Raw genomic sequence first — 23784 nt, 5'->3', positions numbered from 1 at the left:
CGTCGACAGCTAAGCCGCTGAAAATTAACTTTCTTTAGTCTGGAACGCTCGCCCGTGGCGCGAGTTTGCCCTCACATGAGTGGACGGGAAGACCGGATCTACGAAGAAGCAGCCGCGCTCTGGCGCGAGCTGTACGGCGAGCCGCCCCCGGTTCGGGCGGACAGCCGCATGATGCTCGACATCATCATGAAAAGCCTGCCGGAAAAGCCCTACGACCGCATGGCCTCCCCCTACCTCCGTCCGTCGCTGATCGCCGGCCCCAAGGCCGTCTCGGCGCATTAGGCCTCCGGGCCGGGCTCCGGCTCCTGCTCCGCATGCTTGAGGATGAGCGGCGTCTGGCTGAGCGCGAAGAGGAAGATCAGCACGACCGTTCCGGGGAACTTGTAGAGCGCCCAGACGCGCGTCGACTGGGTTCGCCAGACGACCTCGTTGCCGAGCGCCAGCGCGGCGAACAGCAGCGCGTAGCGAAGCGTGAGCGTGCGCACCACCGGGTCCGGCAGGTGGAAAGCCTCGCCCATCAGCGCCTTCAGGGGGTTCTTGCCGCGCAGCGCGCCGGTCAGCAGGAACAGCGCGATGCCGCCGTCAAGGATGGTGAGCTTCATCTTGATGATGCGCTCGTCGTGGAAGACCAGCGTCGCGCCGCCGAAGATCACCCCGAACAGCGCCGTCACCAGCGGCATGGGGGCCAGGCGCTTCTCCAGCACCAGCCCGGCCGCCAGCGCCGCGAGCGAGCCCGCCACGACCGCCCAGCTCGCCGCGATCGCGCTGCCGGTGACCGCGATGGTGACCAGGAACGCGGCCAGCCCGGCATAGTCGACGAACAGGCGCACCCAGCGGCCGAGCTTCGGGCTCATCGGACGGGATCCGAAAGCCCGACCAGCGAGCGGGCGAAGGCGCGCGCGTCGAACGGCTGCAGATCCTCGATCTGCTCGCCCACCCCGATCAGCTTGATCGGCGAGTCCGAGGCCTGCGCCACCGGCACCAGCACCCCGCCGCGCGCCGTGCCGTCGAGCTTGGTCATGACGATGCCGGAGACGCCGATCTGGTTGCCGAAGATGTTCTCCTGGGCGAGCGCATTGCGGCCCACCGTGGCGTCGAGCACCAGAAGCGTCTCGTGCGGCGCCTCGGGGTCCAGCCGCTTGATCACCCGGATGATCTTCAACAGCTCGTCCATCAGCCCCTGCTTGTTCTGCAGCCGCCCGGCGGTGTCGATCAGCACCACGTCGTAGCCCTTGGCCCTGGCCGTCTCGACGGCGTCATAGGCGAGCCCGGCGGCGTCGGAGCCGGTCGGCCGGCCGATGAAGTCCGCCCCCGCCCGGTCGGCCCAGACCTTGAGCTGCTCCACCGCGGCGGCGCGGAAGGTGTCGCCCGCCACCACCAGCACCTTGGCGCCGCGGCCGGTAAGGTCGGCGGCGATCTTGCCGAGCGTGGTGGTCTTGCCCGAGCCGTTCACCCCGATGAACAGCACGATATAGGGCCTGGGGCCGGCGAGCGGGTCGAAATGGCCGACGCGGGCGGCGAGCTCGTCGCCGATCGCCTGGGCGAGCGCTTCCTTGATCTCGGCTTCGCCCACGTCCGCGCCGAACTTCTCGGCGGCGAACCGCTCGGCGATCCGGCCGGCGGAGTGCGGGCCGAGATCGGCCTCGATCAGCATCTCCTCCAGCTCGTCGAGCTTGGCCCGGCTCAGCGGCTCCTTGACGGTGAAGACCTGGGCGATCTGGTCGCCCATCTGCTTCGAGCTGCGCGACAGCCCCGCCGTCAGGCGTTGGAACCAGCCCTTTTTCGGTTCGCTCATGCGGCGGCTTCTAGCGCGCGGAGTTGCGGCCCGTCACGCGTCGCCTCACGGTGCGCCGCATGGACGCGCTGGCGGGGGCCCTCACCTTTCTCGACTACGCCGCCGTGGCGGTGTTCGGGGCGACCGGCGCGCTGGCCGCCGCCCGACACAAGCACGACATCGTCACCTTCGGCTTCTTCGCCGCGGTCACCGGCGTCGGCGGCGGCACGCTGCGCGACCTGCTGATCGGCGCGCCGGTGTTCTGGGTCGGGCGGCCCGCCTATCTCCTCGTCACGCTGGCGGCGGCCCTGGCGATCTGGCTGATCGGCTGGGGCCGGCGCGGCGAGCGGATCCTCCTGTGGCTCGACGCGCTCGGCATGGCCGCCTACGCGGTGGTGGGCGCGCTGAAGGCGCTGTCGCTCGGGGTCCCGCCGCTGTCGGCGCTCGTCATGGGCGTGCTCACCTCCACCTTCGGTGGGATCGTCCGCGACGTGCTGGCCGAAGAGCCCTCCGTGCTGCTGCGTCGCGAGCTCTACATCACCGCCGCGCTGGTTGGCGCGGCGACCTTCGTGGGGCTGCGGCTCGCGGGCCTCCCCATCGGGCCGGCCAGCCTCGCAGGCTTCGTCCTCGCCTTCGCCACCCGCGCCGGCGCCATCGTGTTCAGATGGTCGCTGCCCGGCTTCCCGGGGAGAGCGCCGCCATGAACCAAGCCCCTCTCCCGAGCGAAGACTCGGGTGAGGCGCCGCTATTCCGCGGCTTCCAGCGCCGGCAGCCTGGCCAGCGCGCGGCGCCCGTCATGCCCCGTCACCACCAGCGGCGCGATCTCGCCCGCCCGGGCCGCCCCCTCGAAGGCCACCTCGGTGAAGTCCTCGGCGCGCGCCAGGCCCGGACGCTCGACCAGGCCCAGCACGGTGCGCCCGACCTGCCGCCCGAGATGCCGCGCCAGCGCCGCCTCGCCCGCCGCCCGCAGCCGCGCCGCGCGCGCCTTGACCACCGCCCGAGCCAGCTGCGGCATGCGCGCGGCCGGCGTCCCGGGCCGCGGGCTGAAGGGGAAGACATGCAGGAACGAGAGCCCCGCCGCCTCGACCAGGCCGAGGGTGTTGTCGAACATCGCCTCGGTCTCGGTGGGAAAGCCCGCGATCAGGTCGGCGCCGAACGCCGCGTCCGGCCGCGCGGCCCGCACCTCGCCCACCAGCTTCAGCGCATCGGCGCGGCTGTGCCGGCGCTTCATGCGCTTCAGGATCATGTCGTCGCCCGCCTGCAAGGAGAGATGCAGATAGGGCATGAGCCGCGGCTCCTCGGCGAGGCAGCGAAGCAGGTCGGGATCGATCTCGGCCGCATCGATCGACGATAGCCTGAGCCTCGGCAGCTCCGGGACCAGCTTCAAAATCCGCGCGACCAGCTGGCCCAATGTCGGTTCGCCCGGCAGGTCGGCGCCCCAGCTGGTGATGTCGACGCCGCTCAGCACCACCTCGCGGTAGCCCTGGGCCGCCAGCCGCTTCACCTGCGCAACCACCTCGCCCGCCGCCGCCGAGCGCGAGTTCCCGCGGCCGTAGGGGATGATGCAGAAGGTGCAGCGATGGTCGCAGCCGTTCTGCACCTCGACGTAGGCGCGCGCCCGGTCCTTCAGGCCGTCGATCAGGTGGCCGGCGGTCTCGCGCACGCTCATGATGTCGTTGACCCGCACGCGCGCGGGCTCGGCGGTGAGGGCGTAGGCGCCGGGCGCGGTCTTCTCCGCATTGCCCAGCACCAGGTCCACTTCCGGCATGGCCGCGAACGCCGCCGGATCGATCTGGGCCGCGCAGCCGGTGACGATCAGCTTCGCGCCCGGCCGCTCGCGCCTGGCCCTGCGGATCGCCTGCCGCGCCTGGCGCACGGCCTCGCCGGTCACCGCGCAGGTGTTGAAGACGACCGCATTGGAGAGCCCGTCCTCCGCCGCGCGCGCCCGGACGACCTCGCTCTCGTAGGCGTTCAGACGGCAGCCGAAGGTGACGATATCGACGCCCGCGCCCCCTCCACCGCTTCGCGGTCCCCCTCCCTCGTCGTCTGCGCGACGAGGGAGGAGCGCAGCCTCGCTCCTCCCTTGCGAAGCGGGGGAGGTGGATCGGCGCGCAGGCGCCGAGACGGAGGTGGCGTTTGGCCCGCTCATGGCAGCTCGCCCGCGAAGTCCACGGCCGTGGGGCCGGTCATGATCACGTGGTTGTCGGCGCGCCAGTCGATGAGCAGCTCGCCGCCGTCGACCAGCACGGTGGCGGTGCGCTCGGCGAGGTCGCGCCGGGCCGCCGCCACCAGGGCCGCGCAGGCGCCTGTGCCGCAGGCGAGCGTCAGGCCCGCGCCGCGCTCCCAGACCCGCAGGCGAATGGTGTTGCGGTCCTCGATCTCGGCGAAGCCGACGTTGACGCGCTCCGGGAACAGCGGGTGCCGCTCGATGGCCGGCCCGGCTTCACGCAAGGGCGCGCTCGCCACTTCGTCCACGAAGAAGACCACGTGCGGATTGCCCATGGAAACGCAGCCCGGCGGGGCCTTGAGCGCCGGATGGTCGTAGAGCGCCACGTCCAGGGCCCGGGTGTCCTGCGGCGCGGCGAGCGGGATCTCGTCCCAGGCCAGCCGCGGCTCGCCCATGTCGACGCTGACCAGCCGCTCGCCCGCCCGCTCGGCCCGAAGCCGTCCGGCCTTGGTCTCGATGACCGCCTCGTCCTTGCCCGCGGCCTGCATGATCAGCCAGCCGACGCAGCGGGTCCCGTTGCCGCAGGCCGCGACCTCCTCGCCGTCGGCGTTCCAGAACCGCGCGCGCACGTCGGCGCCGGCGGCCGGCTCGATGGCGATCAGCTGGTCGCAGCCGACGCCGCCCGCGCGGTCGGCGATGGCGCGCACCTCCTCGGCCGTCGGCGAGAACGGCTGCGAGCGGGTCTCGACCACGACGAAGTCGTTGCCGAGCCCGTTCATCTTCAGGAACGGACGGCCCATGGCCGCGGACATATAGGCGAGATCGCCCGAGCGCGCACGCGAGCCTGTCATCCCGCTCTCGCCGCAGGCGCTCGATTTCGGACCTCGGATTTCACGGATGAACACGGATCGGCGTCATCCGTGGAAAACCCTGCAATCCGTGGTTCCCTTCTCAACTGACGATCGGCATGGCTAAAACGCGAGGCATGAAATCGCTACTCGCCGCAGTCGCCGCGCTGATCCTTGCCCCGGCTGTTGGCCACGCGCAGACGAATCCGCCCGATCCCTTCCGCTGGCTGGAAGACATCGATGCGCCCCGCTCCATGGCCTGGGTCGCGCAGCAGAACGCCAGGACCGCCAAGCGCCTGGAGGGCGATCCGCGCTACGCGGTCTTCCACCGCGAGGCGCTGGCCATCTTCACCGCCCAGGACCGTATCCCGACGCCCCGCTTCCGCGCCGGCGGGATCGACAACTTCTGGCAGGATGGCCAGCATGTGCACGGGATCTGGCGGCATGCGAGCCTCGCCAGCTACCGCAGCGCCGGGCCGCAATGGGAGACGCTGCTCGACCTCGATCAGCTCTCCAAAGGGGAGGGCAAGAACTGGATCTGGAAAGGCGCGACCTGCCTGAAGCCGCAGGAGCGGCTGTGCCTGGTTCGGCTCTCGAACGGCGGCTCCGACGCGGTCGAGGTCCGCGAGTTCGACCGGACGACCAGGCGCTTCGTCGCGAACGGGTTCCACTTCCCCGTGGCGAAACAGACCATCGACTGGATGGCGGACGGCTACGTGGTCGTCTCGCGCCCCTGGACCCCTGACGAGGTCACGCCCTCCGGCTATCCCTATGTGGTGCGCGCCGTCGGCCGGGACGGCGTGGTGAGCGAGCTGTTCCGCGGCGCCAGGAGCGATGTCCGCGACGGTCCCGTCGTGCTGCGCGAGGGCGGCCGATTCGAAGGCGTGCTGATCGACCGCAGCCTCAGCTTCTTCGAGCACGAGTTCTATGTGAAGACGCCGCTGCGCGATCGCCCGGTCAGGCTCGATCTGCCGCCCAAGGCCGAGTACCAGGACTATGTCGCCGGCCAGCTGATCTTTGCGTTGAAACAGGACTGGAAGGGTTTCCACGCCGGCGCGCTCGTCGCCTATGAGCTCGCCCTGCTCGGGCATGTGTCCGGCGAGATGAGGCCTGAGCTCGTCTTCCAGCCCGGCCCTCGCCAGGCCATCCAGGCCGTGCGCGCCACGAAGTATCGGCTGCTCGTCAACCTGCTCGAGGACGTCAAGGGCGCGGTCGACGTCTACAGCCGCTCGGGCGGCCGCTGGGTTGCGCGCCGCCTGGACCTGCCCCGGGACGCCAACCTCACCCTGGTCGACGCCGACGATGCGACCGATCGCGCATTCGCCGAGGCGGAGGGGTTCCTGGAGCCGACATCGCTCTGGTTCCTGGATGCGGCGACGAGCGAGACCGTCAAGCTCAGGCAGCTGCCGCCCAGGTTCGACGCATCGAGGGACGTGGTCGAGCAGTCCTGGGCGACGTCCGCCGACGGGACCAGGATCCCCTATTTCGTGGTCCGCCCCAAGGCCGCGAAGCTGGACGGCGCGACGCCCACCGTCATGTACGGCTACGGCGGATTCGAGCTCGCCAAGCCGCCGATCTACCTGCCCGAGATGGGCAAGCTCTGGCTGGAGCGCGGCGGCGCCTATGTGATCGCCAACATCCGCGGCGGCGGGGAATTCGGTCCCGCCTGGCACGAGGCGGCGCTGCGCGAGCACCGCCAGCGCGCGTTCGATGACTTCGCCGCGGTGGCGCGCGACCTCTTCAAGCGCGGCGTCACCTCGCCGAGGCGCCTGGGCATCTACGGCCGCTCGAACGGCGGGATCCTGATGAGCGTCTCGATGACCCAGCATCCCGAGCTCTGGAACGCCGTGGTCATCGAGAGCCCGCTGATCGACATGCTGCGCTACAACCACCTCTCGGCGGGCGCCTCATGGGTGGGCGAATACGGCGATCCCGACGTTCCGGCCGACCGCGCCTTCATCGCCAGGTACTCGGCCTACCAGAACCTGAAGGCCGGGATGCGTTACCCGGAGCCCTACATCACCACCAACACCCGCGACGACCGGGTGCATCCCGGCCACGCGCGCAAGTTCGCCGCGAAGCTCGAGGCCATGGGCTATCCCTGCCTCTATTACGAGCAGACCTTCGGCGGCCACGCCAACGACGCCGACCCCGAGCTCAACGCCCGCCGCTGGGCCAGGCACTACGTCTACCTGGCCCAGAAGCTGATGGATTAGCACTCCTCTCCCCCGAGGCGCGCCAGCGCCGAAGAGAGGGAGAGGGTAGGGAGAGGGGTCAGGCTCAGCTCTTCTCGATGGCCGAGGCGGTGTCGTCGAGAATGTTGACGATGCGGTCGATCTCCTCGGACGTGATCGGCCGCCGTGACAGCCGGTGCTGCAGGGCCATGCCGAGGTTGGTCATGGCGCGCGCGATCCGGGGCCGGCTGGATTCCGAGCTCTCCGCGGCTTCGGCGATGCGGGCGAAGATGGCGTCGACGTGGGCGCGCGATTGCGCGAGCGCCGCCTTGCCCTCCTCGGTCGGCTCATAGAGCTTGCGGCCGATCTCGCCGCCCGCCTGGCGCACCAGGCCTTCGTCCTCCAGGAGGCTGAGGGTCGGGTAGATCACCCCCGCGCTCGGCCGGTAGGCGCCGCCGGTGCGCTCCTCCAGCTCCTTGATCAGCTCGTAGCCGTGCCGCGGCTGCTCGGCGATCAGCGCCAGAACCACGAACCTCAGGTCGCCGTGCTCCAGCAGCCGGCCGAGCCGGCGTCCGCGCATCCGGCCCCGGGCGTAGCTCTTCCAGTGCTCGCGCATGCGCTCCTCATACCGCGCGTGGTGATGGTGATGAAACATGTTTTCGCTCCTATCGAGACATATCGATATTTGCGATATATCTGATCCATGTCGGGGCGCAAGCGATTTCGATTGTATCTAGATGTATCCGCCGATGGCGCAGCCAGAACCCTGGACGGTGACGTAGGCAAGCCCTCGCCAGACCGTCCGGAGCCAGCCAGCCGGCCCTCTCCCTACCCTCTCCCGCGAGCGGGAGAGGTGTTCGCTGTGCTATCTCAGGGTGTCGGCCAGCAGCCGGCCCTCGGCGCCGCGGCTGGAGCCGGCGCGCCAGGCCACTACGATCTCGCGGCTCGGATGGTCGGCCTTGATCGGGCGCACCGCGACCGGGGCGGCGTCGGTCAGCCCGGCCTCGACCGCCATGGCCGGCAGGAAGGTGACGCCCAGGCCGGAGCCCACCATTTGCACCAGGGTCGGCAGCGAGGTCGCGGCGAACACCTCCTCGCCGGCCGCGGCCCTGGGCGGCTTCAGGCCGCAGGCGGCCAGCGCATGCTCGCGCAGGCAGTGGCCGTCCTCCAGCAGGATCAGGCCCTGCTTCTCCATCGCCTGGGGCGAGACCGAGGCCTGACCGGCCAGCGGATCGTTGGCCGGCAGGGCGGCCAGCAGCTCGTCGTTGGCCACGTGGGCGTAGTGCAGGCCGGCGAGCTCGTAGGGCAGCGCGATCAGCGCCGCGTCGAGCTGGCCCGCCCTGAGCGCCGCCACCAGCCGATGGGTCAGATCCTCGCGCAGGAAGAGCCGCAGCTTCGGGAAGCGTTCGCGCAGCAGCGGCAAGGCCCTCGGCAGCAGGAAGGGCGCGATGGTCGGGATCACCCCGAGCCGGAAGCGGCCGGTCAGCGGCTGGCTGGCGTTCTTGGCGGCCTCCACCAGCTCCTCGGCCTCGGTGAGGATGATCCGCGCCCGCCGCAGCGCCTCCTCCCCCATCGGCGTCAGGATCACGCCCGTCCGCGCGCGCTCCGCGACCGGCGCGCCCAGGCACCGCTCCAGCTCCTGGATGCCGGCCGAGAGCGTCGGCTGGGTCACGTGGGCGGCCTCTGCGGCGCGGCCGAAGCTGCCGTGCTCGACGAGCAGCTTCAGGTACTGCAGTTGGCGAAGAGTGGGCAGCATGGCCCACATATAGAGCCGATCTAAACGTTTTCCAGGAACGATTGACCGAGCTGTCCGACCCTAATCCGGCTTACCGGTCTCGACCGCCTTCTTCAGCCGCCCGAGTTGGGCGCCCAGCACCTGGTCGACGGGCGCCGCCCAGGTCTGCGCGAGACCGCCCCTCGCATAGCCGCCGACGTCGTAGGTCAGGGTCAGGTCCGTCGCCGTCCCGTCCGGCTTCAGCGCGAAGGTGAGGCTGCCGGTCGCGCCGCTCGCCTGCAGCGGCCCGAGCGCGCCGGCGAGCCTGAGCAGCGAGCGGCCGTCCGCATAGACGATGGTCATGTGGCGCACCGCGCCCTTCGGCAGCTGCTCGCAGAAGCAGCCCGCCGGATCGATGTAGAGATTCTTGGCCGCGCCGGTGAAGGTGTGGCGGCTGTCCCACCAGGTCGAGGGCCGCATCAGCGCGGCCCAGACCTTGCCGGCCGGCGCGGCGATGGTCGCGGTCTCCACCACCTCGAACCCCGCGGCGGACTTGTCCGCGACTTCCGCCCGGGCGGCCCCCGTCCAGGCGACCGCAAGCGCAGCCGCCGCCCAGATCCCTCTCACTCGCGCCGCCTACTTCGGCGCGGCCACGGCGATGAAGGCGGCCGCGAGCTTGCCGCCCGCGCCGGGCACGGCGAGCGCCTGCACCGTCTCCCCGGCCTTGACGGCGGCGATGTCGCCGGGCGCCAGCCGGGTCACCGGAGTCCCGGCCGGCACCACCACGTGTTGCGGGGCCGCCGCGCCGTAGTCGACCTCGAGGTCCTCGCCCTTCAGCGTCTTCGCCACCGACTTCACGTGGCCGTTGGTCATGACGAGGTGCTTGTCGGCGTCCATCACCGAGTGGACGTTGGGGCCGTTGTCCATCATGTGGACCTCGGCGGCCTGGCCGTTTCCGGTCGCGTCGGTGACGTTGGCGGTGCCGAGATAGGCGCCCGCCTTGATGTCGGCGGCGGAGGCTTTCTGCTGCACGAACACGCGGGTCTGCGGGGTGACCGCGAGATCGACGTCCCCGGACGCCGCGGCGATCACCACGTGGCTGGCGTCCGCCTGCTTGACCGTTCCGGTCAGGCGCTGGCCTTGCGGCATCTGGGCGTAGGCGCCGCCGGCGAGCGCGAGCGCGGCGGCGGCGAGGGTGAGGCGGGCGAGCATGGGCGTTTCCCTGATCTGAGGCGCATCGAACGTCGTTCGGCTTCAGCGCCTTATCCCCCTGACGCGGGCCGCGGCCAATCAGATTCTCTGGGGCCGCGGTTCCGGTTCCGATTTAGGCGGGCTCGAACCTCAGGGGCGCGCCCCAGAAGGTCTCGACGAGCCCGTTCTGCGGCCCGGGCGCGCCGGTGGTGAGGAACCGCCGGGTTCCGCCGTGGCCGGGGTCGTACTCCGGATGCCGCTGCAGATAGCGGGCGAGCGCCTCGGCGGTGGCGTCCGGCTGGTGGATCACCGGGGTCCCGGCGGGCAGCGCCTGGCGGAACAGGTCGGCCACGATCTCGTAGTGGGTGCAGCCGAGGATCGCCCGGTCGGGATTGCGGCCGATCCGCTTGGTGAGCGCCGCCACGTGCGCCACCACCGCCGCGGCCAGCGCCTCGCGCGGGGCGTTGGTCTCGATCAGCCGGGCGAGGTCGGGACAGGGCTCGGAGAACACCGCCACGTCCTGCCGGCGTTTGTCGACCTCGATCTCGTAGACCCGGCTGCCGGTCGTGGCCGGCGTCGAGAAGACGCCCACGATGTCGACCTTCTCGACCTTGTCGTCCAGCCGCTCGGCCTCGTGCTCCCAGGGAAGGCCGGTCGCGGCCTCGATGGTCGGCACCACGATGCCGAGCACGTTCACCGGCCGGCCCGCCGCCCTGCGATAGCCCGGCAGCCAGCTCTGCTGCAGCCGGCGCAGCGCCACCGAGGCGGCCGTGTTGCAGGCCAGCACGACGAGCGAGCAGCCCTCCGCGAACAGCCGCTCGCAGCCGGCCCGGGTCAGGGCCACGATCTCTTCGCCGGGGCGGCCGCCATAGGGGGTGTTCGCCTGGTCGGCGAGATAGACGAAATCGGCGCTCGGGAAGCGCTCCACGAGCTTGTGGTGGACCGAAAGGCCCCCCACCCCGGAATCGAAGACGCCGATCGACATGGCCCCGCCTTAGCCGTCGCGCGCGGGCCTGTCATCTGACCCTTCCGACGCAGGTTCGCTCAGGCGAACAGGTCGGCCTGCGCCGCCGCCCTGGCGCCCTCGATGGCGAGCAGCTTGAGCTTGGTGGCGACCCCGCCGCGCGCCGAGAAGCCGCCGGGCTTGCCGCCCGCCGCGGTCACCCGATGGCAGGGCACCACGATCGGCCAGGGGTTCTTGCCGAGCGCCTGGCCGACGTCGCGGGCCAGGAGCTTGTCGCCGAGCCGCTCGGCGATCTCGCCGTAGGTCAGGGTCTCGCCGGGCGGGATCGCGCGCGCAATCCCATAGACCCTGGCGTGGAACTCCGGCGTGCGGGAGAGGTCGAGCGCGACATCCGACAGGTCGGCGGGCTTGCCGGCCAGGAGTTCGCGGATCCCCGCGATGGCGGTTCCGACCGCCGGCGTCGGTGCGGCCTCGGCGGCCTCGGGGAAGCGGCGCAGGAAGCTCCGCCGCGCGACCTCCGGCTCGCGCTCCGGCAGGTGCACGGCCACCAGCCCCGCCGCGCCCCAGGCGATCCCCGCCCAGCCGATGGCGGTCTCGAAGATGGCGTATTGCGTCATGGCCCGAATATAGGCCTCGCACGCGAGATTCGCTGGCGGCTTTCGGACGTCTAGCTTCCCCCGGGGCACGGGGGAAATGTCGGCGGACTCGCCGTTTTCTTGACCGGACGCCGATGCAAGCCCATAACCCCGCGCTTCCGGCGCAACCTCGGTCAGCGCCCTCCACCGCCACGACCCCCAACACCATATGGGACGAGGGCGGCGAGGCCCCCCGTCGACGCAATCGTCCACGGGGGCCGACTGCGTTTGGGCCGCCCCGTTTTCGCGAATTGCGAAAACGGGACTTGGAACGGCGCAATTCGCGTCCGCGAATTGCTGCAGGAGCAGTCTTTGTTCGACGCGCTGTCAGATCGTCTGTCCTCCGTCTTCGACCGCCTCGGCGGCAAGGGCGTGCTGTCGGAGAAAGACATCGACGAGGCGCTGCGCGAGGTCCGTGTCGCCTTGCTCGAGGCCGACGTGGCGCTGCCGGTCGTGCGCGAGTTCATCGCCAAGGCCAAGGAGCGCGCCAGCGGCGAGGCGGTGATCCGCTCGGTCAAGCCCGCCGACCAAGTGGTCAAGATCACCTACGACGGGCTCGTCGAGATGCTCGGCGGAGAGGGCGAGCCGGAGGCGCTGAACCTCTCGCTCAATCCGCCGACCATCATCATGATGGCGGGGCTACAGGGCTCGGGGAAGACGACCACCGCGGCCAAGCTCGGCCTGCGCCTCGGCAAGGAGCGCAGGAAGGTGCTCCTGGCCTCGCTCGACACCCGTCGCCCCGCGGCGATGGAGCAGCTCGCGACGCTGGCCCAGCAGGCGGGCGTGGAGTCGCTGCCCATCGTCGCCGGCCAGGCCGCGCCGGATATCGCCAAGCGCGCGATGTCCTCGGCCCGGCTGCAGGGCTACGACGTCCTGATCCTCGACACCGCCGGACGCACCACCCTCGATGAGGCGATGATGAGCGAAGCGGCCGAGATCGCCCGCATCGCCCATCCGCACGAGACCCTGCTGGTCGCCGACGCGCTGACCGGCCAGGACGCGGTGCGCACCGCCAAGGCCTTCCACGAACGCCTGCCGCTCACCGGCCTGGTGCTGACGCGGGCCGACGGCGACGGCCGCGGCGGGGCTGCGCTGTCCATGCGTGCGGTCACCGGCCTGCCGATCAAGTTCCTCGGCGTGTCGGAGAAGATCGACGGCCTCGACGCCTTCGACGCCCAGCGGGTGGCCGGCCGCATCCTGGGCGCCGGCGACGTGGTGGCCCTCGTCGAGAAGGCCGCCCAGGACCTCGACGTCGCCAAGGCCGAGGCCATGGCCAAGCGGCTCGCCAAGGGTCAGTTCGACCTCGACATGATGGCCGACCAGCTGCAGCAGATGAAGCGGATGGGCGGCATGGAGGGGCTGATGGGCCTCTTGCCCGGCGTGCAGAAGATCAAGCGCCAGATCGCCGAGTCCGGCATCTCCGACAAGACGGTCGACCGGCAGGCGGCGATCATCGGCTCGATGACCAAGGCCGAGCGCAAGAAGCCCGACATCCTGCAGGCCTCCAGGAAACGCCGCATCGCCGCCGGCGCCGGCGTCGAAGTGTCCGAGGTCAACCGGCTGCTGAAACAGCACCGCCAGATGGCCGACGCCTTCAAGATGATGAGCAAGGGCGGCGGCAGGGGCTTCGCCCAGATGGCCCAGATGCTGGGCGGCGGCGGGGGCGGCATGGACCGGCTGAAGGCGCTCGGCGGCGGCAAGATGCCGATGCCCTCGCAGCAGGAAATGGAAGACATGGCCGCCAAGCTGCAGCAGGCCGGCGGCCCGAAACTCCCCGGCCTGGGCGGCGGCCTGCCCCCGGGCTTCAACCCATTCAAGAAATGACCAGACCCCGAAGGACCTCTCGATGCTGAAGATCCGTCTCGCCCGCGGCGGCGCCAAGAAGCGCCCCTACTACTCGATCGTGGTGGCCGACAGCCACGCGGCCCGCGACGGCCGCTTCATCGAGAAGCTGGGCTCCTACAATCCGCTGCTCAAGAAGGACGATCCCAACCGGATCATCGTCAAGGGCGAGCGCATCGCCGAGTGGATGAAGAAGGGCGCCCAGCCCACCGACCGTGTGGCGCGCGAGCTCGCCAAGCTCGGGATCACCACCTGGACGCCGGGCTCCAACCCGAACAAGGGCCAGCCGGGCCAGAAGGCCAAGGAGCGCGCCGAGGAGCGCGCCCAGCGCGAGGCCGCCCGCGCCGCCGCGGCGGAGGAGGCCAAGAACGCCCCGCCGCCCGTCCAGGAGGAAGCGCCGGCGGCGGAAGCCGCTCCCGCTGAAGAAGCCCCGGCCGCCGAAGCCGCTGCGGAAGAGGCCCCGGCCGCCGAAGCCGCCGCCGAGGAAGCTCCGGCCGCCGAAGCCGCGGCGCAAGAAGCCTCCGCCGCCGAAGCCGCGCCCGAGACCACCGTCGAGGCCGAGCAGCCTGCCCAGGACGCCGCCACCCCCGACGAAGTCTCCGCGCCCGGCGACGAGACCGCGGAAGGCTGATCCATTGAGGTGGTGACCTCGAAACTCATCCTGGTCGGCCGGGTCGCGGGCGCGTTCGGCGTCAAGGGCGAGCTCCGGATCACCGCCTACACGGCCGACCCGCTGTCGCTCCTCGGCTACGGCCAACTGCTGCGCGAGGACGGCCGCCCGGCGCTGACGCTGACCGGCGGCCGCGCGGCGAAAGGCGCGCTGATCGGCCGCGCGAAGGAGGTCGAGACCCGCGAGCAGGCCGAGGCCCTGAGGGGGCTTCGCCTCTACGTCCCCCGTGCGGCGCTTCCCGAGCCGGACGCGGACGAGTTCTACGTCGCCGACCTCGTGGGCCTCGCCGTGGAAAGCCCCGAGGGCGAGCCGCTCGGCCGGATCCGGTCCGTCCAGGACTTCGGCGCCGGCGACCTCCTGGAGATCGAGCCGCCCGAAGGCGCCAGCTTCTGGCTGCCCTTCACCCGCGACGCCGTCCCCGAGGTGCGGATCGCCGAGGGCGTGGTCGTGGCGGTGCGGCCGGACGAGACGGAGTGAATCTCCAGAGCCCTCCTCTTCAGGGGAGGGCGGACCGAGCGCAGCTCGGGCCGGGTGGGGGTGTGAGGGCCAGGACTCCCCGTTCCAGCTCGATCCCGATTCCCCCACCCCGGCCGCCTGGCGGCCATCCCTCCCCTGAAGAGGAGGGATTTGGGCTCAGTCCTTCGCCTTCCGCATCCGGATCAGGCCTTCCTGGGCGACGCTCGCCACGAGCACGCCGGCCTCGGAATAGATCGCGCCGCGGATGAAGCCTCGGCCGCCCGAGGCCGAGGGGCTGTCCTGCACGTAGAGGTGCCAGGTCTCGAAATTGGTCGGCCGGTGAAACCACATGGTGTGGTCGAGGCTCGCCGACTGGAAGCCCGGCGTCTGCCAGTGCACCCGGTGCGGCCGCATTGCGGTCGACAGCAGATTCATGTCGGAGGCGTAGGCCAGGATCACCTGGTGCATGCGCGGATCGTCGCCGATCGGGTCGCGGCAGCGGATCCAGCTCGCGCTCTCGGGCTCGCTCGGGCCAGACCGGAAGTAGGTGCGCGCGTCCTCCGAGCGCATCTCGATCGGCTGGTGCCGGTCCATCCAGTCCTTGAACCGCTCCGGGTCGCTCCTGATCATCTCCTGGCGCACCGCCCGCTCGTCGGGCAGCTCGTTCCAGCCCGGCGCCTTGGGCATCGGCGCCTGGTGCTCGTAGCCCTCTTCCGCCACCTGGAACGAGGCCGCCAGATTGAAGATCTGCTGGCCGTGCTGGACGGCGATCACCCGCCGCGTGGTGAAGCTGCCGCCGTCGCGCGAGCGGTCCACCTCGAAGACGATCGGATGGGTCGGATCGCCCGGCCGGATGAAGTAGCAGTGCAGGGAATGGCAGATCCGGTCCTCGACCGTCTCGTAGGCGGCCAGCAGCGACTGGGCGATCACCTGCCCGCCGAAGATGCGGCCAGGCCGGTTGTCCGGCGTCGTCCCCCGGAACAGGTTCACTTCCAGCCGCTCGAGCTGGAGGGTCTCGACCAGGGTCTCGTCCATGGGCATCTCGGCGCGCGCTATGTTGCAGTTGCGAAGGCGCCCCTTACGCGCGCCGCCCGGCCCCCGCAAGGCTTGACGCCGGCCCGGCGTTGGCGCCTTCAGCCGCGATGGGCTTCGACGTCACCGTGCTGAGCATGTTCCCGGAGGCCTTCCCGGGCCCGCTCGGCGTCTCGCTGATCGGCGCCGCCTGGCGCGAGAAGGGCCTGTGGCGGCTCGAAACGGTGGACATCCGGGGGTTTTCCAAGGATAAGCGCGGCTTCCTCGACGACACCCCCGCGGGTGGCGGTCCGGGGCAGGTGATGCGGGCGGACGTGATCGCCTCGGCGCTGGACGGCGTGGAGGCGCGCGGCCGGCCGCTTTTGTACATGAGCGCGCGGGGCCGGCCCCTGACCCAGGCGCGCGTGCGCGAGTGGGCCTCAGGGCCCGGGCTGATCGTGCTCTGCGGTCGGTTCGAAGGGGTGGACCAGCGGGTGATCGAGAGCCGCGGGTTCGAGGAGGTCGCGGTGGGCGATGCGGTGCTGGCCGGGGGCGAGGCCGCCGCGCTGGTGGCGATCGAGGCCGCTGTCCGGCTGGTCCCGGGGATCCTGGGCGAGCCGGCGAGCTTGGACGAGGAGAGTTTCGAAGACGGGCTCCTGGAGCATCCGCAGTACACAAGGCCGCGGACCTTCGAAGGGCTCGACATTCCCGAGGTGCTGCTGTCGGGCGATCACGCGAGGATCGCCCGCTGGCGGCGCGATCAGCGGGAGCAGACCACGCGGGAGCGGCGCCCGGATTTGTGGGCGCAGCGGGCCGCCAATCAACAGGCAAAGGGCAGGTGAAGCCCGGTACTCAAGGATCTGAACCGATGAACGTGATCGAACAGCTCGAGAAGGAGGAGGCCCAGCGCCTCACCGCCGCCCGCAAGGTTCCGGAGTTCCGGCCGGGCGACACCGTGCGCGTCAACGTGCGCATCAAGGAAGGCGACCGGGAACGCGTCCAGGCCTACGAAGGCGTCTGCATCGCCCGCGCCGGCACGGGCGTCCACGAGAGCTTCACGGTGCGGAAGATCTCCTTCGGCGAGGGCGTGGAGCGCTGCTTCCCGCTGCTGTCGCCGATGATCGAATCCATCGAGGTCAAGCGCCGCGGCGTGGTCCGCCGCGCCAAGCTCTATTACCTGCGCGACCGCCGCGGGAAGTCCGCCCGCATCGCCGAGCGCCAGATGGTCGCCGCCGGCCGCGACGAGCCCTCCGAAGCGCCGGAAGTCGCCCCCGCCAAGGAGTAGGCGGCAGTCTGTCCTTTGGAGAGTCGCGTACGCCGGCCCTGGGTCCCGGCTCTCTGCTGCGCTCCGGCCGGGATGACGAACGAATCGGATGGACTCTCCCCTTCGAGCGGCGGGACCTCCCCGTCCGGCATGAGCCGCCGCCCATCGCAGCGCTCCACCTGAAGCGTAAAGGCGTCCACATCCTCCAGGCATCGCCTCTAGTTCCCGTCTCCGATCGCCTCGCTGAGGCAGGCCACGAGGTGATCGAACATCAGGCGCATGCGGCGGCTGGCCCTCAGGTTCTCGTGCATGCAGACCCACATCTCCAGGCGGAACGGCAGGGCGCCTGCCATCACCTGTACGAGGCCGGAGCGCCGGCCGATGCCGTGCTGGCAGACCCCGATGCCGAAGCCGGCCTTCACCGCGGCCAGCTGGGCGATGTCGTTGTCGGTCCGCAGCGCGAACATCTCGCGGCTGATCGGCCGCCGGGTCTGCAGGTCCTCGATGGTCATCGGCGCGCGCGTGTCGAAGCCCACCACCGCGTGCTGTTCGAGCTCGTCGAAATTCGTCGGCGCGCCGTGACGCGCCAGGTATTCCGGGCGGGCGTAGAAGCCGAAGCCGACGGAACCGATCTTCCTCGCCACCAGGGTGTTCTGGGCGGGGCGGGCCATCCTGACCGCGATGTCGGCGTCGCGCCGCGTCAGGTCCTCGTTGCGGTTGGAGAGCGTCACCTCGATGTCGATCTCGGGGTGCGCCTCGCGGAAGCTCGCCAGGATCGGCGGCAGCACCTCGACGCCGACGATCTCGCTCGCCGTCACCCGCACCACGCCGGACGACGCGTCGGCCGCGCCGGAGGCGTCGCGCACCGCCGCCTGCGCCGCCGCGGACATGTCGTCGAGGTGCGGCCGCAGCGCCAGCGCCAGGTCGGTCGCCTGCAGGCCACGCGGGCTCCTGAGGAACAGCGGCGCGCCCAGCCGGCGCTCCAGCTGGTCGATATGCCGGCCGATGGTCGGCTGGGTGAGCCGGCGGAGCTTGGCCGCCGACGACAGGCTGCCGGCGGCGAGCACCGCGTGCAGGCTCTGAAACAGGTTCCAGTCGGGCGAACTGGTCATTCGCTATTGAATAGCCGGCCCACGCAGAAAGGCAATTCCGTTCAGCAAGCGCGGCCGTCATGGTCCGGGCGACTGAAGGAGACATTCCGATGACGACCCAACCTCTGGCCCTGGTGATCGGCGCGACCGGCGGCTTCGGCGGCGAGACGGCGCAGGCGCTCATCGACGCGGGCTGGCGGGTGCGCGGGCTCAACCGCGACCCCGAGCGCGCCCGGACCGCCGCGGGCGGCCTCGCCGTCGAGTGGGTGAAGGGCGACGCCATGGTGCGCGACGACGTCCGGGCCGCCGCGGAAGGCGCGCGGGTCATCGTGCACGCCGCCAATCCGCCGGGCTATCGCAACTGGAAGGGCCTGGCCCTGCCGATGCTGGAGGCGACCATCGCCGCCGCGGCCGCCGAGGGCGCGCGGATCGTCTTCCCCGGCAACGTCTACAACTACGGCCCCGACGCCTTCCCGACGCTTTCCGAGGCTTCGCCGCAGCATCCGCTCGCCCGCAAGGGCGCGATCCGCGTCGCCATGGAGCGGCGCCTGGCCGAGGCCGCGCAGGACGGCGCCAAGTCGATCATCCTGCGGGCCGGCGACTTCTTCGGCCCCCGCGCGTCGACGAGCTGGCTGGGGCGGGTGGTCTTCCAGGCCGGCAAGCCGGTCCGCAGCCTGACCTACCCCGGCCCGCTCGGCGTGCCGCACGCCCACGCCTACCTGCCGGACCTCGCCCGGACGGCCGTGCGGCTGATCGAGAAGGAGGCCGAGCTTTCGGCGCACGCCAGCTTCCACTTCGCCGGCCACGCGCTGAGCGGCCACGAGCTCGCCGCCGCCTTCGAGGCCGTGGTCGGCCGCAAGCTGCCGGTGCGGGCCTTCCCCTGGATCGCGCTCTACGCCGCCGGGCCGTTCAACGAGACGTTCCGCGAGCTTTCCGAGATGCGCTATCTGTGGCGCGAGACGGTGCTGCTGGACAACGCCCGCCTGATCGAGACCCTGGGCGGCGAGCCGCACACGCCCATCGAACAGGCGCTCGCCGAGACCTTGAGCGCGCTGGGCTGCCTGGAGCGGCCGGAGTTGGCGCGCGCGGCCTAGCGGCGCGGCGCGCTGGTCCTCCAGGTCACCAGCATGACCGACATCTGGCCCGCGCCACCCTCCTCGAGGCCCGGCAGTTCGGGAACCGGGGCCCGCGGCAGGGGCGGCCCGGCGGCGGTGGCCAGGAAGGCGCCGATCGTCAGCGCCGCGGCGATGAGCAGCGAGCCCGCGAGGCCGCCCTCGCGGCGGCGGCGCTTGAGCAGCTCGACCCGCAGCTCCAACGGATGCCTGGCGCGGGCCGGCCAGTAGCAGCCGAGCGGCAGCGCCGCGCCGGCCAGCTGGGTCTTGAGCAGCGTCCTGGCGTAGAGCGCCCGGTCCTTCGGCCGCTTGCGGATCACCGCGGCGTCGCAGGCGAGCTCCTGGTCGAGGCGGGCCACGTGGGCGGCCAGGTGGACCAGCGGGTTGAACCAGGCGAGGCACTGGCAGAGCGCGGCGAGCGCCCCGGCGCGTGGGTCCTTGCGGCAGATGTGCTCGCGCTCGTGCGCCCGGATCAGCGCCCGCTCCGCCTCCGAGAAGCGGCCGTCGTCGGGCGGCATGATCACGCGCGGCGCGATCACGCCCACCACCGCAGGTCCCGCCCGGCCGGCCCGCGCGGCCCGCAGGAAAGCGGCCTGGGCGCGCCAGAGCAGCAGCACCGCAACGCCTGCCCCCGCCGCCCAGGCGGCGAGCAGCGGCCCGGCGAGATGCGCCGGCGCCAAGTGGCCCAGCGCGGCGGTCCCGGCCGGAGCGACCTTGAACGGCAGCAGGTTGGCGGCGACTGCCAGCGGCGGCGCGGCCCACAGCCGGTAGGCGGCTTCCGCTCCGAAGGCGGCGCGGGCCGGCAGCCTCAGGACCAGCACGGCTGCGATCGCAAGGGCGGCCACCCCATTGGCCCGCAGCAGGATGTCGGCGAGCTCAGTCATCGTCCCGCTCCAGCTCGGCGATCAGCGCCTTCAGCCGTTCCAGCTCCTCGGGCGAGAGCGGCCGGTGCTTGGCGTAGTGGGCGACCAGCGGCGCGAGCTCGCCGCCGAACAGGCGATCCAGCAGGCCCTGGCTCTCGCCGGTCAGGTACTCCGCGCGGCTGACCAGCGGGCGATAGCGCGCCCGGCCGCCCTCGCGCTCGGAGGCGATCGCCTTCTTCTTCAGGAGCCGGTTGATCAGCGTCTTGACGGTGGCCTCGCCCCAGCCCTGCGGTCCGCCCACCTCGCCGACGATGTCGTCGGCGCCCAGCGGGCCCTTGGCCCACAGCGCCTCCATGATCTGACTTTCCGCGCCCGAGATCTTCGCCATCGACTCCGCGCCGGTCTTACAGATGTAGGTCAGGCGGAGCGTACGCCCGTAATCTTGGCCGTCAAGCGGGGCGGTGGGCGAAGCGCAGGTGCGCCCGGAACGCCGCCGCCAGCGAGGCGGCGAGAAGGCCCAGGAGGATGCAGAGGCTGGCCTCCGCGAGCCCCGGCGCGACCGTCGCGAGGTCCGGCGTCGGCCGCACGTTGGCCAGCCCGATGGACATGTTGAGCAGGCCGTAGGCGGCGGCGGTCAGGCCGAACAGCGGCGCTGCGACGAGCACCGATGACAGGATGGTCTCGCCGCGCGCCATGCGCCGGCCGCCGAGCTGGCCCACCCACACCCCCACGGCGGCGATCAGCAGCACGAGAAGCAGGAACAGGACGACCTGCACGACCGGCGAGGCATGGGCGAAGACGGCGATGAGGGTCAGGCGTTGAGACGGCATGTGCGCGCTCCGGACTACAGTTGTAGTTCACGCGAGAGTTACACTTGTAATCTCGATCGTCAACACCGGCGTTCGGGGAAAATCCTCTCGCGGCTGCGCTGATTTCGCCGCATCGCAGCACTAGACGTGCGCGGCCCTGCGGACCTACATGCCGGCGATGCCCGGCAAGACGCTCTACGACAAGATCTGGGACGCCCACCTGGTCGCCGAACAGGACGGCGAGGCGATCGTCTACGTCGACCTGCACCTGATCCACGAGGTGACCACGCCGCAGGCGTTCGCCGGGCTGCGCGCCAACCACCGCCCGGTCCGCCGGCCGGACCGCACGCTGGCCGTCGCCGATCACAACGTGCCGACCGAGGGCCAGGGCCTGGGCGTCGGCGCCGTCGCCGACGAGGAAGCGCGCCTGCAGCTCCAGACGCTGGAGAAGAACGTCAAGGATTACGGCATCGAGTTCTTCCCGATGGGCGACGTGAGGAACGGCATCGTCCACGTGGTCGGGCCCGAGCAGGGCCGCACCCAGCCCGGCATGACCATCGTCTGCGGCGATTCCCACACCTCGACGCACGGCGCGTTCGGGGCGATCGCCCACGGCATCGGCACCTCGGAGGTCGAGCATGTGCTCGCCACCCAGACGCTGCGCCAGTCCAAGGCCAGGAACCTGCGCGTCGTCATCGACGGCGCGCCTGCGCCCGGGGTCGGCGCCAAGGACTTCGCGCTCGCCGTGATCGGGGCGATCGGCACGGCCGGCGGCACCGGATACGTCATCGAGTACGCCGGCTCCGCGGTGCGCGCGCTCTCCATGGAAGGGCGCATGACGCTCTGCAACCTGACCATCGAGGCGGGCGCCCGGGCGGGCCTGATCGCCCCCGACGAGACCACTTTCGAGTACCTGAGAGGCCGCCCCGCTGCGCCGAAGGGCGGCGCCTGGGAGATGGCGCTCTCCTACTGGAAGATGTTCTTCTCCGACCCCGACGCCGTCTTCGACCGCGAGGTCCATATCGACGCCGCCGCCATCGCGCCCTTGGTCACCTGGGGCACCAGCCCGGAGGACGTGATCCCGGTCACCGGCGCCGTGCCCGACCCGGCCAGCTTCGCCAGCCCCGACAAGCGCGCCTCGGCCGAGCGGGCGCTGGAGTACATGGGCCTCAGCCCCGGCCAGCCGATCGCCGAGGCCACGGTCGACGTGGTGTTCATCGGCTCCTGCACCAACAGCCGCCTGGAGGACCTGCGCGCCGCCGCCGCCATCGCCCGCGGCCGCAAGGTCGCTCCGGGCGTCCGCGCCATGGTCGTGCCGGGCTCCGGCCTGGTGAAGGCCCAGGCCGAGGCCGAGGGGCTGGACGAGGCGTTCCGGGCCGCCGGCTTCGATTGGCGCGAGCCGGGCTGCTCGATGTGCCTGGGCATGAACCCCGACCGCCTCGCGCCGGGCGAGCGCTGCGCATCCACCTCCAACCGCAACTTCGAGGGCCGCCAGGGCCGCGGCGGCCGCACGCACCTGATGAGCCCCGCCATGGCCGCCGCCGCCGCCATCGCCGGGCGCATCGCCGACGTGCGGGACTTCCTGTGATCACCGCGCTCGACCACGTGGCCGTCGCGGTGCGCGGGTTCGAGGCCGCCGTCGACGGCTACCGCCGCCTGCTCGGCCGCGAGCCGGAGCTCGATCCTCGCGACGGGGCGGCTCGCGCCTGGTTTCATCTTTCCAACATGGCGCTGGAGGTCATCGCGCCCTCGGGCGAAGGCCCGGCCGGCGAGCGGGTCCGCGCGCGCCTGGAGGCGGCCGGCGAGGGCGTCTGGATCTGCGCCTTCCAGGTGGCCGACCTCGAGGCCGCCTCGCGCCTGCTCGCCCGGCGCGGGCTCGAGACCGAGCCGGTTGCGGCCGTCACCCGGATCCGGGCCGCGGGCCTGGACTTCGTGCTGACGCCGGGCCGCATCGGCGCGCAGCCATCGCCGGCCATCGGCGCCGAGGCCGCCGCGATCCCCGCCCTGGACCACGTGGTGGTCGGCACCCGCAATCCCGAGCGGGCGCTCGCCATCTACGGCGCGAAGTTCGGCCTCGACCTGCGCCTCGACCGCGCCAATCCGCAGTGGGGGGCGCGCCAGCTGTTCTTCCGCCTCGGCGATGCGGTGTTCGAGGTGGGCGCGAGCCTGAAGGCGCCGGTCTCCGACGCGCCCGACCGCTTCTCGGGCCTCGCCTGGCGCGCCGCCGACCCGGAGGCCCTCCATGCGCGGCTCGCCGCCGCCGGCTTCGACCTCTCGCAGGTGCGCGCCGGCCGCAAGCCGGGCACCAAGGTGTTCACCGTCCGCGATGCGCCGGCCGGCGTGCCGACCATCGTGCTCTCCGCCGAGCCCGCGCCGGAGCCCGCCTGATGCAGCCCTTCTCACGCCTCGACGCCAAGCCCGCGCCGCTTCCGCTGGCCAACATCGACACCGACCAGATCATCCCCAAGCAGTTCCTCAAGACCGTGGAGCGCGAGGGGCTGGCGAAGGGCCTGTTCTACGACCTGCGCTTCGACGCCGACGGGCGCGAGAAGCCCGGCTTCGTGCTCAACCGGCCGGAATACAAGGGCGCGGGCGTGCTGATCGCCGGCGACAACTTCGGCTGCGGCTCCTCGCGCGAGCACGCGCCCTGGGCGCTGATGGACTTCGGGATCCGCTGCGTGATCTCCACCGGCTTCGCCGACATCTTCTACAACAACTGCTTCCAGAACGGCCTGCTGCCGGTCGTGCTGAAACCCGACGAGGTGCAGCAGCTGATGGCCGAGGCCAAGGGCGGCAACCACCTGGTCACCGTCGATCTGGAGACGCAGAGCGTCGTCTCGCCGTCGGGTGAAACCTTCCGCTTCGAGATCGATCCCACCCGCAAGGCGAAGATGCTGGGCGGCCTGGACGCCATCGGCGAGACCCTGCAGGCCGCCGAGGCGATCGACGTCTACGAGATGAAGCGCGCGCTCGCCCAGCCGTGGCTGGAGGACGCGTGATTCCGGCCGCGCCCGCCCCGCCGCCGGCCGCCGAGGCGCCGGCGCAGGTCGCGCCGGCCGCCCCGCTGTCGGCCACCGTGGTCGTGACCTGCCAGATCGCCCCGGGCGGGATCACCCGCGACTGCGCCGCCGATCCGGACCCCGGACATCCGGGCGCGGCCGAGGCGGCGCTGGCGAGCCTGCAGGCCCATCCGCTTCGC

General features: G+C 71.5%; 27 protein-coding genes and 1 pseudogene. 13 read left to right on the top strand and 15 right to left on the bottom strand.

The window, feature by feature from the left end; all coding sequences use genetic code 11:
• The first annotated feature begins 75 nt into the window (after window positions 1-75).
• The gene (locus VLI41_RS00610; RefSeq protein WP_325266109.1) at window positions 76-282 is read left to right on the top strand and encodes a hypothetical protein; all 207 of its coding nucleotides are present in this window, start codon (window positions 76-78) and stop codon (window positions 280-282) included.
• Here the strand turns inward: VLI41_RS00610 and VLI41_RS00605 are convergent.
• Both VLI41_RS00605 and ftsY read right to left on the bottom strand, forming a co-directional pair.
• Window positions 279-854, bottom strand: a complete 576-nt coding sequence (locus tag VLI41_RS00605) for an inner membrane-spanning protein YciB (RefSeq protein WP_325266108.1) — start codon at window positions 852-854, stop codon at window positions 279-281. The two genes, VLI41_RS00610 and VLI41_RS00605, sit on opposite strands and share 4 nt — an antisense overlap.
• The gene (ftsY, locus tag VLI41_RS00600; RefSeq protein ID WP_325266107.1) at window positions 851-1795 is read right to left on the bottom strand and encodes a signal recognition particle-docking protein FtsY; all 945 of its coding nucleotides are present in this window, start codon (window positions 1793-1795) and stop codon (window positions 851-853) included. The genes VLI41_RS00605 and ftsY overlap by 4 nt, the downstream gene beginning before the upstream one ends.
• Window positions 1796-1854: 59 nt before the next feature.
• Here ftsY and VLI41_RS00595 point away from each other — a divergent pair, with 59 nt between their 5' ends.
• Window positions 1855-2478: a trimeric intracellular cation channel family protein gene (locus tag VLI41_RS00595; RefSeq protein WP_325266146.1), complete on the top strand. Its 624-nt coding sequence runs from the start codon at window positions 1855-1857 to the stop codon at window positions 2476-2478.
• 41 nt (window positions 2479-2519) lie between these two features.
• Here VLI41_RS00595 and mtaB read toward each other — a convergent pair whose 3' ends face one another.
• On the bottom strand, window positions 2520-3923 hold the full coding sequence (mtaB, locus tag VLI41_RS00590; RefSeq protein ID WP_325266106.1) for a tRNA (N(6)-L-threonylcarbamoyladenosine(37)-C(2))-methylthiotransferase MtaB: 1404 nt from the start codon (window positions 3921-3923) through the stop codon (window positions 2520-2522).
• Window positions 3920-4741 (bottom strand): diaminopimelate epimerase, encoded by an 822-nt coding sequence (gene dapF / locus VLI41_RS00585; protein ID WP_325266145.1) that lies wholly within the window; start codon window positions 4739-4741, stop codon window positions 3920-3922. The genes mtaB and dapF overlap by 4 nt, the downstream gene beginning before the upstream one ends.
• A 185-nt stretch (window positions 4742-4926) precedes the next feature.
• Between dapF and VLI41_RS00580 the strand changes: the two genes are divergently transcribed.
• Window positions 4927-7005, top strand: a complete 2079-nt coding sequence (locus tag VLI41_RS00580; RefSeq protein WP_325266105.1) for a prolyl oligopeptidase family serine peptidase — start codon at window positions 4927-4929, stop codon at window positions 7003-7005.
• A 64-nt stretch (window positions 7006-7069) separates the two neighbouring features.
• Here the strand turns inward: VLI41_RS00580 and VLI41_RS00575 are convergent, their stop codons facing one another.
• The 6 genes from VLI41_RS00575 to VLI41_RS00550 form a co-directional block, all read right to left on the bottom strand.
• Window positions 7070-7618, bottom strand: coding sequence for a PadR family transcriptional regulator (locus tag VLI41_RS00575; RefSeq protein ID WP_325266104.1), 549 nt, complete (start codon window positions 7616-7618; stop codon window positions 7070-7072).
• A gap of 210 nt (window positions 7619-7828) precedes the next feature.
• Entirely contained in the window at window positions 7829-8719 is an 891-nt protein-coding gene (locus VLI41_RS00570; protein ID WP_325266103.1) for a hydrogen peroxide-inducible genes activator, read from the bottom strand.
• Between the two features lie 60 nt (window positions 8720-8779).
• Complete coding sequence (locus VLI41_RS00565; RefSeq protein WP_325266102.1) at window positions 8780-9304, bottom strand: SRPBCC family protein; 525 nt, start codon at window positions 9302-9304, stop codon at window positions 8780-8782.
• Window positions 9305-9313: 9 nt separating this feature from the next.
• Window positions 9314-9889: a hypothetical protein gene (locus VLI41_RS00560; protein ID WP_325266101.1), complete on the bottom strand. Its 576-nt coding sequence runs from the start codon at window positions 9887-9889 to the stop codon at window positions 9314-9316.
• A gap of 112 nt (window positions 9890-10001) precedes the next feature.
• Window positions 10002-10853 carry a glutamate racemase gene (locus VLI41_RS00555; protein ID WP_325266100.1) on the bottom strand — a complete coding sequence of 284 codons (852 nt, stop codon included), beginning with the start codon at window positions 10851-10853 and terminating at the stop codon, window positions 10002-10004.
• A gap of 59 nt (window positions 10854-10912) precedes the next feature.
• Window positions 10913-11449: a methylated-DNA--[protein]-cysteine S-methyltransferase gene (locus VLI41_RS00550; protein WP_325266099.1), complete on the bottom strand. Its 537-nt coding sequence runs from the start codon at window positions 11447-11449 to the stop codon at window positions 10913-10915.
• A gap of 330 nt (window positions 11450-11779) precedes the next feature.
• Between VLI41_RS00550 and ffh the strand changes: the two genes are divergently transcribed.
• The 3 genes from ffh to rimM are packed head-to-tail and all read left to right on the top strand — an operon-like array spanning window position 11780 to window position 14456.
• Window positions 11780-13291: a signal recognition particle protein gene (ffh, locus tag VLI41_RS00545; protein WP_325266098.1), complete on the top strand. Its 1512-nt coding sequence runs from the start codon at window positions 11780-11782 to the stop codon at window positions 13289-13291.
• Between the two features lie 22 nt (window positions 13292-13313).
• Window positions 13314-13940, top strand: coding sequence for a 30S ribosomal protein S16 (gene rpsP / locus VLI41_RS00540; RefSeq protein WP_325266097.1), 627 nt, complete (start codon window positions 13314-13316; stop codon window positions 13938-13940).
• Between the two features lie 12 nt (window positions 13941-13952).
• Entirely contained in the window at window positions 13953-14456 is a 504-nt protein-coding gene (gene rimM / locus VLI41_RS00535; RefSeq protein WP_325266096.1) for a ribosome maturation factor RimM, read from the top strand.
• A 156-nt stretch (window positions 14457-14612) separates the two neighbouring features.
• On the opposite strand, the gene VLI41_RS00530 is transcribed toward rimM, so the two are convergent.
• On the bottom strand, window positions 14613-15470 hold the full coding sequence (locus tag VLI41_RS00530) for an acyl-CoA thioesterase II (protein WP_325266095.1): 858 nt from the start codon (window positions 15468-15470) through the stop codon (window positions 14613-14615).
• Window positions 15471-15577: 107 nt separating this feature from the next.
• Here VLI41_RS00530 and trmD point away from each other — a divergent pair, with 107 nt between their 5' ends.
• Both trmD and rplS read left to right on the top strand, forming a co-directional pair.
• On the top strand, window positions 15578-16288 hold the full coding sequence (trmD, locus tag VLI41_RS00525; RefSeq protein WP_325266094.1) for a tRNA (guanosine(37)-N1)-methyltransferase TrmD: 711 nt from the start codon (window positions 15578-15580) through the stop codon (window positions 16286-16288).
• 26 nt (window positions 16289-16314) lie between these two features.
• On the top strand, window positions 16315-16731 hold the full coding sequence (gene rplS, locus VLI41_RS00520; protein WP_325266093.1) for a 50S ribosomal protein L19: 417 nt from the start codon (window positions 16315-16317) through the stop codon (window positions 16729-16731).
• Window positions 16732-16928: 197 nt separating this feature from the next.
• Here the strand turns inward: rplS and VLI41_RS00515 are convergent, their stop codons facing one another.
• A complete protein-coding gene (locus tag VLI41_RS00515; protein ID WP_325266092.1) occupies window positions 16929-17822 on the bottom strand; it encodes a LysR family transcriptional regulator in 894 nt (297 codons plus the stop codon).
• An 89-nt stretch (window positions 17823-17911) separates the two neighbouring features.
• On the opposite strand from VLI41_RS00515, the gene VLI41_RS00510 reads away from it, so the two are divergent.
• A complete protein-coding gene (locus VLI41_RS00510) occupies window positions 17912-18895 on the top strand; it encodes an NAD-dependent epimerase/dehydratase family protein (protein WP_325266091.1) in 984 nt (327 codons plus the stop codon).
• Here the strand turns inward: VLI41_RS00510 and VLI41_RS00505 are convergent.
• From VLI41_RS00505 to VLI41_RS00495, 3 genes are all read right to left on the bottom strand, one after another.
• The gene (locus VLI41_RS00505) at window positions 18892-19797 is read right to left on the bottom strand and encodes a M56 family metallopeptidase (protein ID WP_325266090.1); all 906 of its coding nucleotides are present in this window, start codon (window positions 19795-19797) and stop codon (window positions 18892-18894) included. The two genes, VLI41_RS00510 and VLI41_RS00505, sit on opposite strands and share 4 nt — an antisense overlap.
• Window positions 19790-20164 (bottom strand): BlaI/MecI/CopY family transcriptional regulator, encoded by a 375-nt coding sequence (locus tag VLI41_RS00500; RefSeq protein ID WP_325266089.1) that lies wholly within the window; start codon window positions 20162-20164, stop codon window positions 19790-19792. Before VLI41_RS00500 ends, VLI41_RS00505 begins: the two co-directional genes overlap by 8 nt.
• Before the next feature lie 61 nt (window positions 20165-20225).
• Window positions 20226-20606, bottom strand: coding sequence for a MotA/TolQ/ExbB proton channel family protein (locus tag VLI41_RS00495; RefSeq protein ID WP_325266088.1), 381 nt, complete (start codon window positions 20604-20606; stop codon window positions 20226-20228).
• A 157-nt stretch (window positions 20607-20763) separates the two neighbouring features.
• Between VLI41_RS00495 and leuC the strand changes: the two genes are divergently transcribed.
• The 4 genes and pseudogenes from leuC to VLI41_RS00475 all read left to right on the top strand — a co-directional run.
• Window positions 20764-22173, top strand: a complete 1410-nt coding sequence (gene leuC, locus VLI41_RS00490; RefSeq protein ID WP_325266144.1) for a 3-isopropylmalate dehydratase large subunit — start codon at window positions 20764-20766, stop codon at window positions 22171-22173.
• Window positions 22170-22973: a VOC family protein gene (locus VLI41_RS00485; protein ID WP_325266087.1), complete on the top strand. Its 804-nt coding sequence runs from the start codon at window positions 22170-22172 to the stop codon at window positions 22971-22973. Before leuC ends, VLI41_RS00485 begins: the two co-directional genes overlap by 4 nt.
• A complete protein-coding gene (gene leuD / locus VLI41_RS00480; RefSeq protein ID WP_325266086.1) occupies window positions 22973-23584 on the top strand; it encodes a 3-isopropylmalate dehydratase small subunit in 612 nt (203 codons plus the stop codon). Before VLI41_RS00485 ends, leuD begins: the two co-directional genes overlap by 1 nt.
• Window positions 23581-23784 (top strand): annotated as a pseudogene (locus VLI41_RS00475) (hypothetical protein); the annotation flags it as partial. The gene leuD and the pseudogene VLI41_RS00475, both read left to right, overlap by 4 nt.

Source organism: Phenylobacterium sp., assembly GCF_035475775.1.
Lineage (GTDB): Bacteria > Pseudomonadota > Alphaproteobacteria > Caulobacterales > Caulobacteraceae > Phenylobacterium.
The sequence above is the reverse complement of the archived record's forward strand: the minus strand, read 5'-3'. Positions and strand labels throughout refer to the sequence as shown.

What these genes read in the sequence shown, in the direction of transcription:
- VLI41_RS00610 (WP_325266109.1), top strand. Translation starts at nt 76, where the DNA reads ATGAGTGGACGGGAAGACCGGATCTACGAAGAAGCAGCCGCGCTCTGG.
- VLI41_RS00605 (WP_325266108.1), bottom strand. Translation starts at nt 854, where the DNA reads ATGAGCCCGAAGCTCGGCCGCTGGGTGCGCCTGTTCGTCGACTATGCC.
- ftsY (WP_325266107.1), bottom strand. Translation starts at nt 1,795, where the DNA reads ATGAGCGAACCGAAAAAGGGCTGGTTCCAACGCCTGACGGCGGGGCTG.
- VLI41_RS00595 (WP_325266146.1), top strand. Translation starts at nt 1,855, where the DNA reads ATGGACGCGCTGGCGGGGGCCCTCACCTTTCTCGACTACGCCGCCGTG.
- mtaB (WP_325266106.1), bottom strand. Translation starts at nt 3,923, where the DNA reads ATGAGCGGGCCAAACGCCACCTCCGTCTCGGCGCCTGCGCGCCGATCC.
- dapF (WP_325266145.1), bottom strand. Translation starts at nt 4,741, where the DNA reads ATGGGCCGTCCGTTCCTGAAGATGAACGGGCTCGGCAACGACTTCGTC.
- VLI41_RS00580 (WP_325266105.1), top strand. Translation starts at nt 4,927, where the DNA reads ATGAAATCGCTACTCGCCGCAGTCGCCGCGCTGATCCTTGCCCCGGCT.
- VLI41_RS00575 (WP_325266104.1), bottom strand. Translation starts at nt 7,618, where the DNA reads ATGTTTCATCACCATCACCACGCGCGGTATGAGGAGCGCATGCGCGAG.
- VLI41_RS00570 (WP_325266103.1), bottom strand. Translation starts at nt 8,719, where the DNA reads ATGCTGCCCACTCTTCGCCAACTGCAGTACCTGAAGCTGCTCGTCGAG.
- VLI41_RS00560 (WP_325266101.1), bottom strand. Translation starts at nt 9,889, where the DNA reads ATGCTCGCCCGCCTCACCCTCGCCGCCGCCGCGCTCGCGCTCGCCGGC.
- VLI41_RS00555 (WP_325266100.1), bottom strand. Translation starts at nt 10,853, where the DNA reads ATGTCGATCGGCGTCTTCGATTCCGGGGTGGGGGGCCTTTCGGTCCAC.
- VLI41_RS00550 (WP_325266099.1), bottom strand. Translation starts at nt 11,449, where the DNA reads ATGACGCAATACGCCATCTTCGAGACCGCCATCGGCTGGGCGGGGATC.
- rpsP (WP_325266097.1), top strand. Translation starts at nt 13,314, where the DNA reads ATGCTGAAGATCCGTCTCGCCCGCGGCGGCGCCAAGAAGCGCCCCTAC.
- VLI41_RS00530 (WP_325266095.1), bottom strand. Translation starts at nt 15,470, where the DNA reads ATGGACGAGACCCTGGTCGAGACCCTCCAGCTCGAGCGGCTGGAAGTG.
- trmD (WP_325266094.1), top strand. Translation starts at nt 15,578, where the DNA reads ATGGGCTTCGACGTCACCGTGCTGAGCATGTTCCCGGAGGCCTTCCCG.
- rplS (WP_325266093.1), top strand. Translation starts at nt 16,315, where the DNA reads ATGAACGTGATCGAACAGCTCGAGAAGGAGGAGGCCCAGCGCCTCACC.
- VLI41_RS00515 (WP_325266092.1), bottom strand. Translation starts at nt 17,822, where the DNA reads ATGACCAGTTCGCCCGACTGGAACCTGTTTCAGAGCCTGCACGCGGTG.
- VLI41_RS00510 (WP_325266091.1), top strand. Translation starts at nt 17,912, where the DNA reads ATGACGACCCAACCTCTGGCCCTGGTGATCGGCGCGACCGGCGGCTTC.
- VLI41_RS00505 (WP_325266090.1), bottom strand. Translation starts at nt 19,797, where the DNA reads ATGACTGAGCTCGCCGACATCCTGCTGCGGGCCAATGGGGTGGCCGCC.
- VLI41_RS00500 (WP_325266089.1), bottom strand. Translation starts at nt 20,164, where the DNA reads ATGGCGAAGATCTCGGGCGCGGAAAGTCAGATCATGGAGGCGCTGTGG.
- VLI41_RS00495 (WP_325266088.1), bottom strand. Translation starts at nt 20,606, where the DNA reads ATGCCGTCTCAACGCCTGACCCTCATCGCCGTCTTCGCCCATGCCTCG.
- leuC (WP_325266144.1), top strand. Translation starts at nt 20,764, where the DNA reads ATGCCCGGCAAGACGCTCTACGACAAGATCTGGGACGCCCACCTGGTC.
- leuD (WP_325266086.1), top strand. Translation starts at nt 22,973, where the DNA reads ATGCAGCCCTTCTCACGCCTCGACGCCAAGCCCGCGCCGCTTCCGCTG.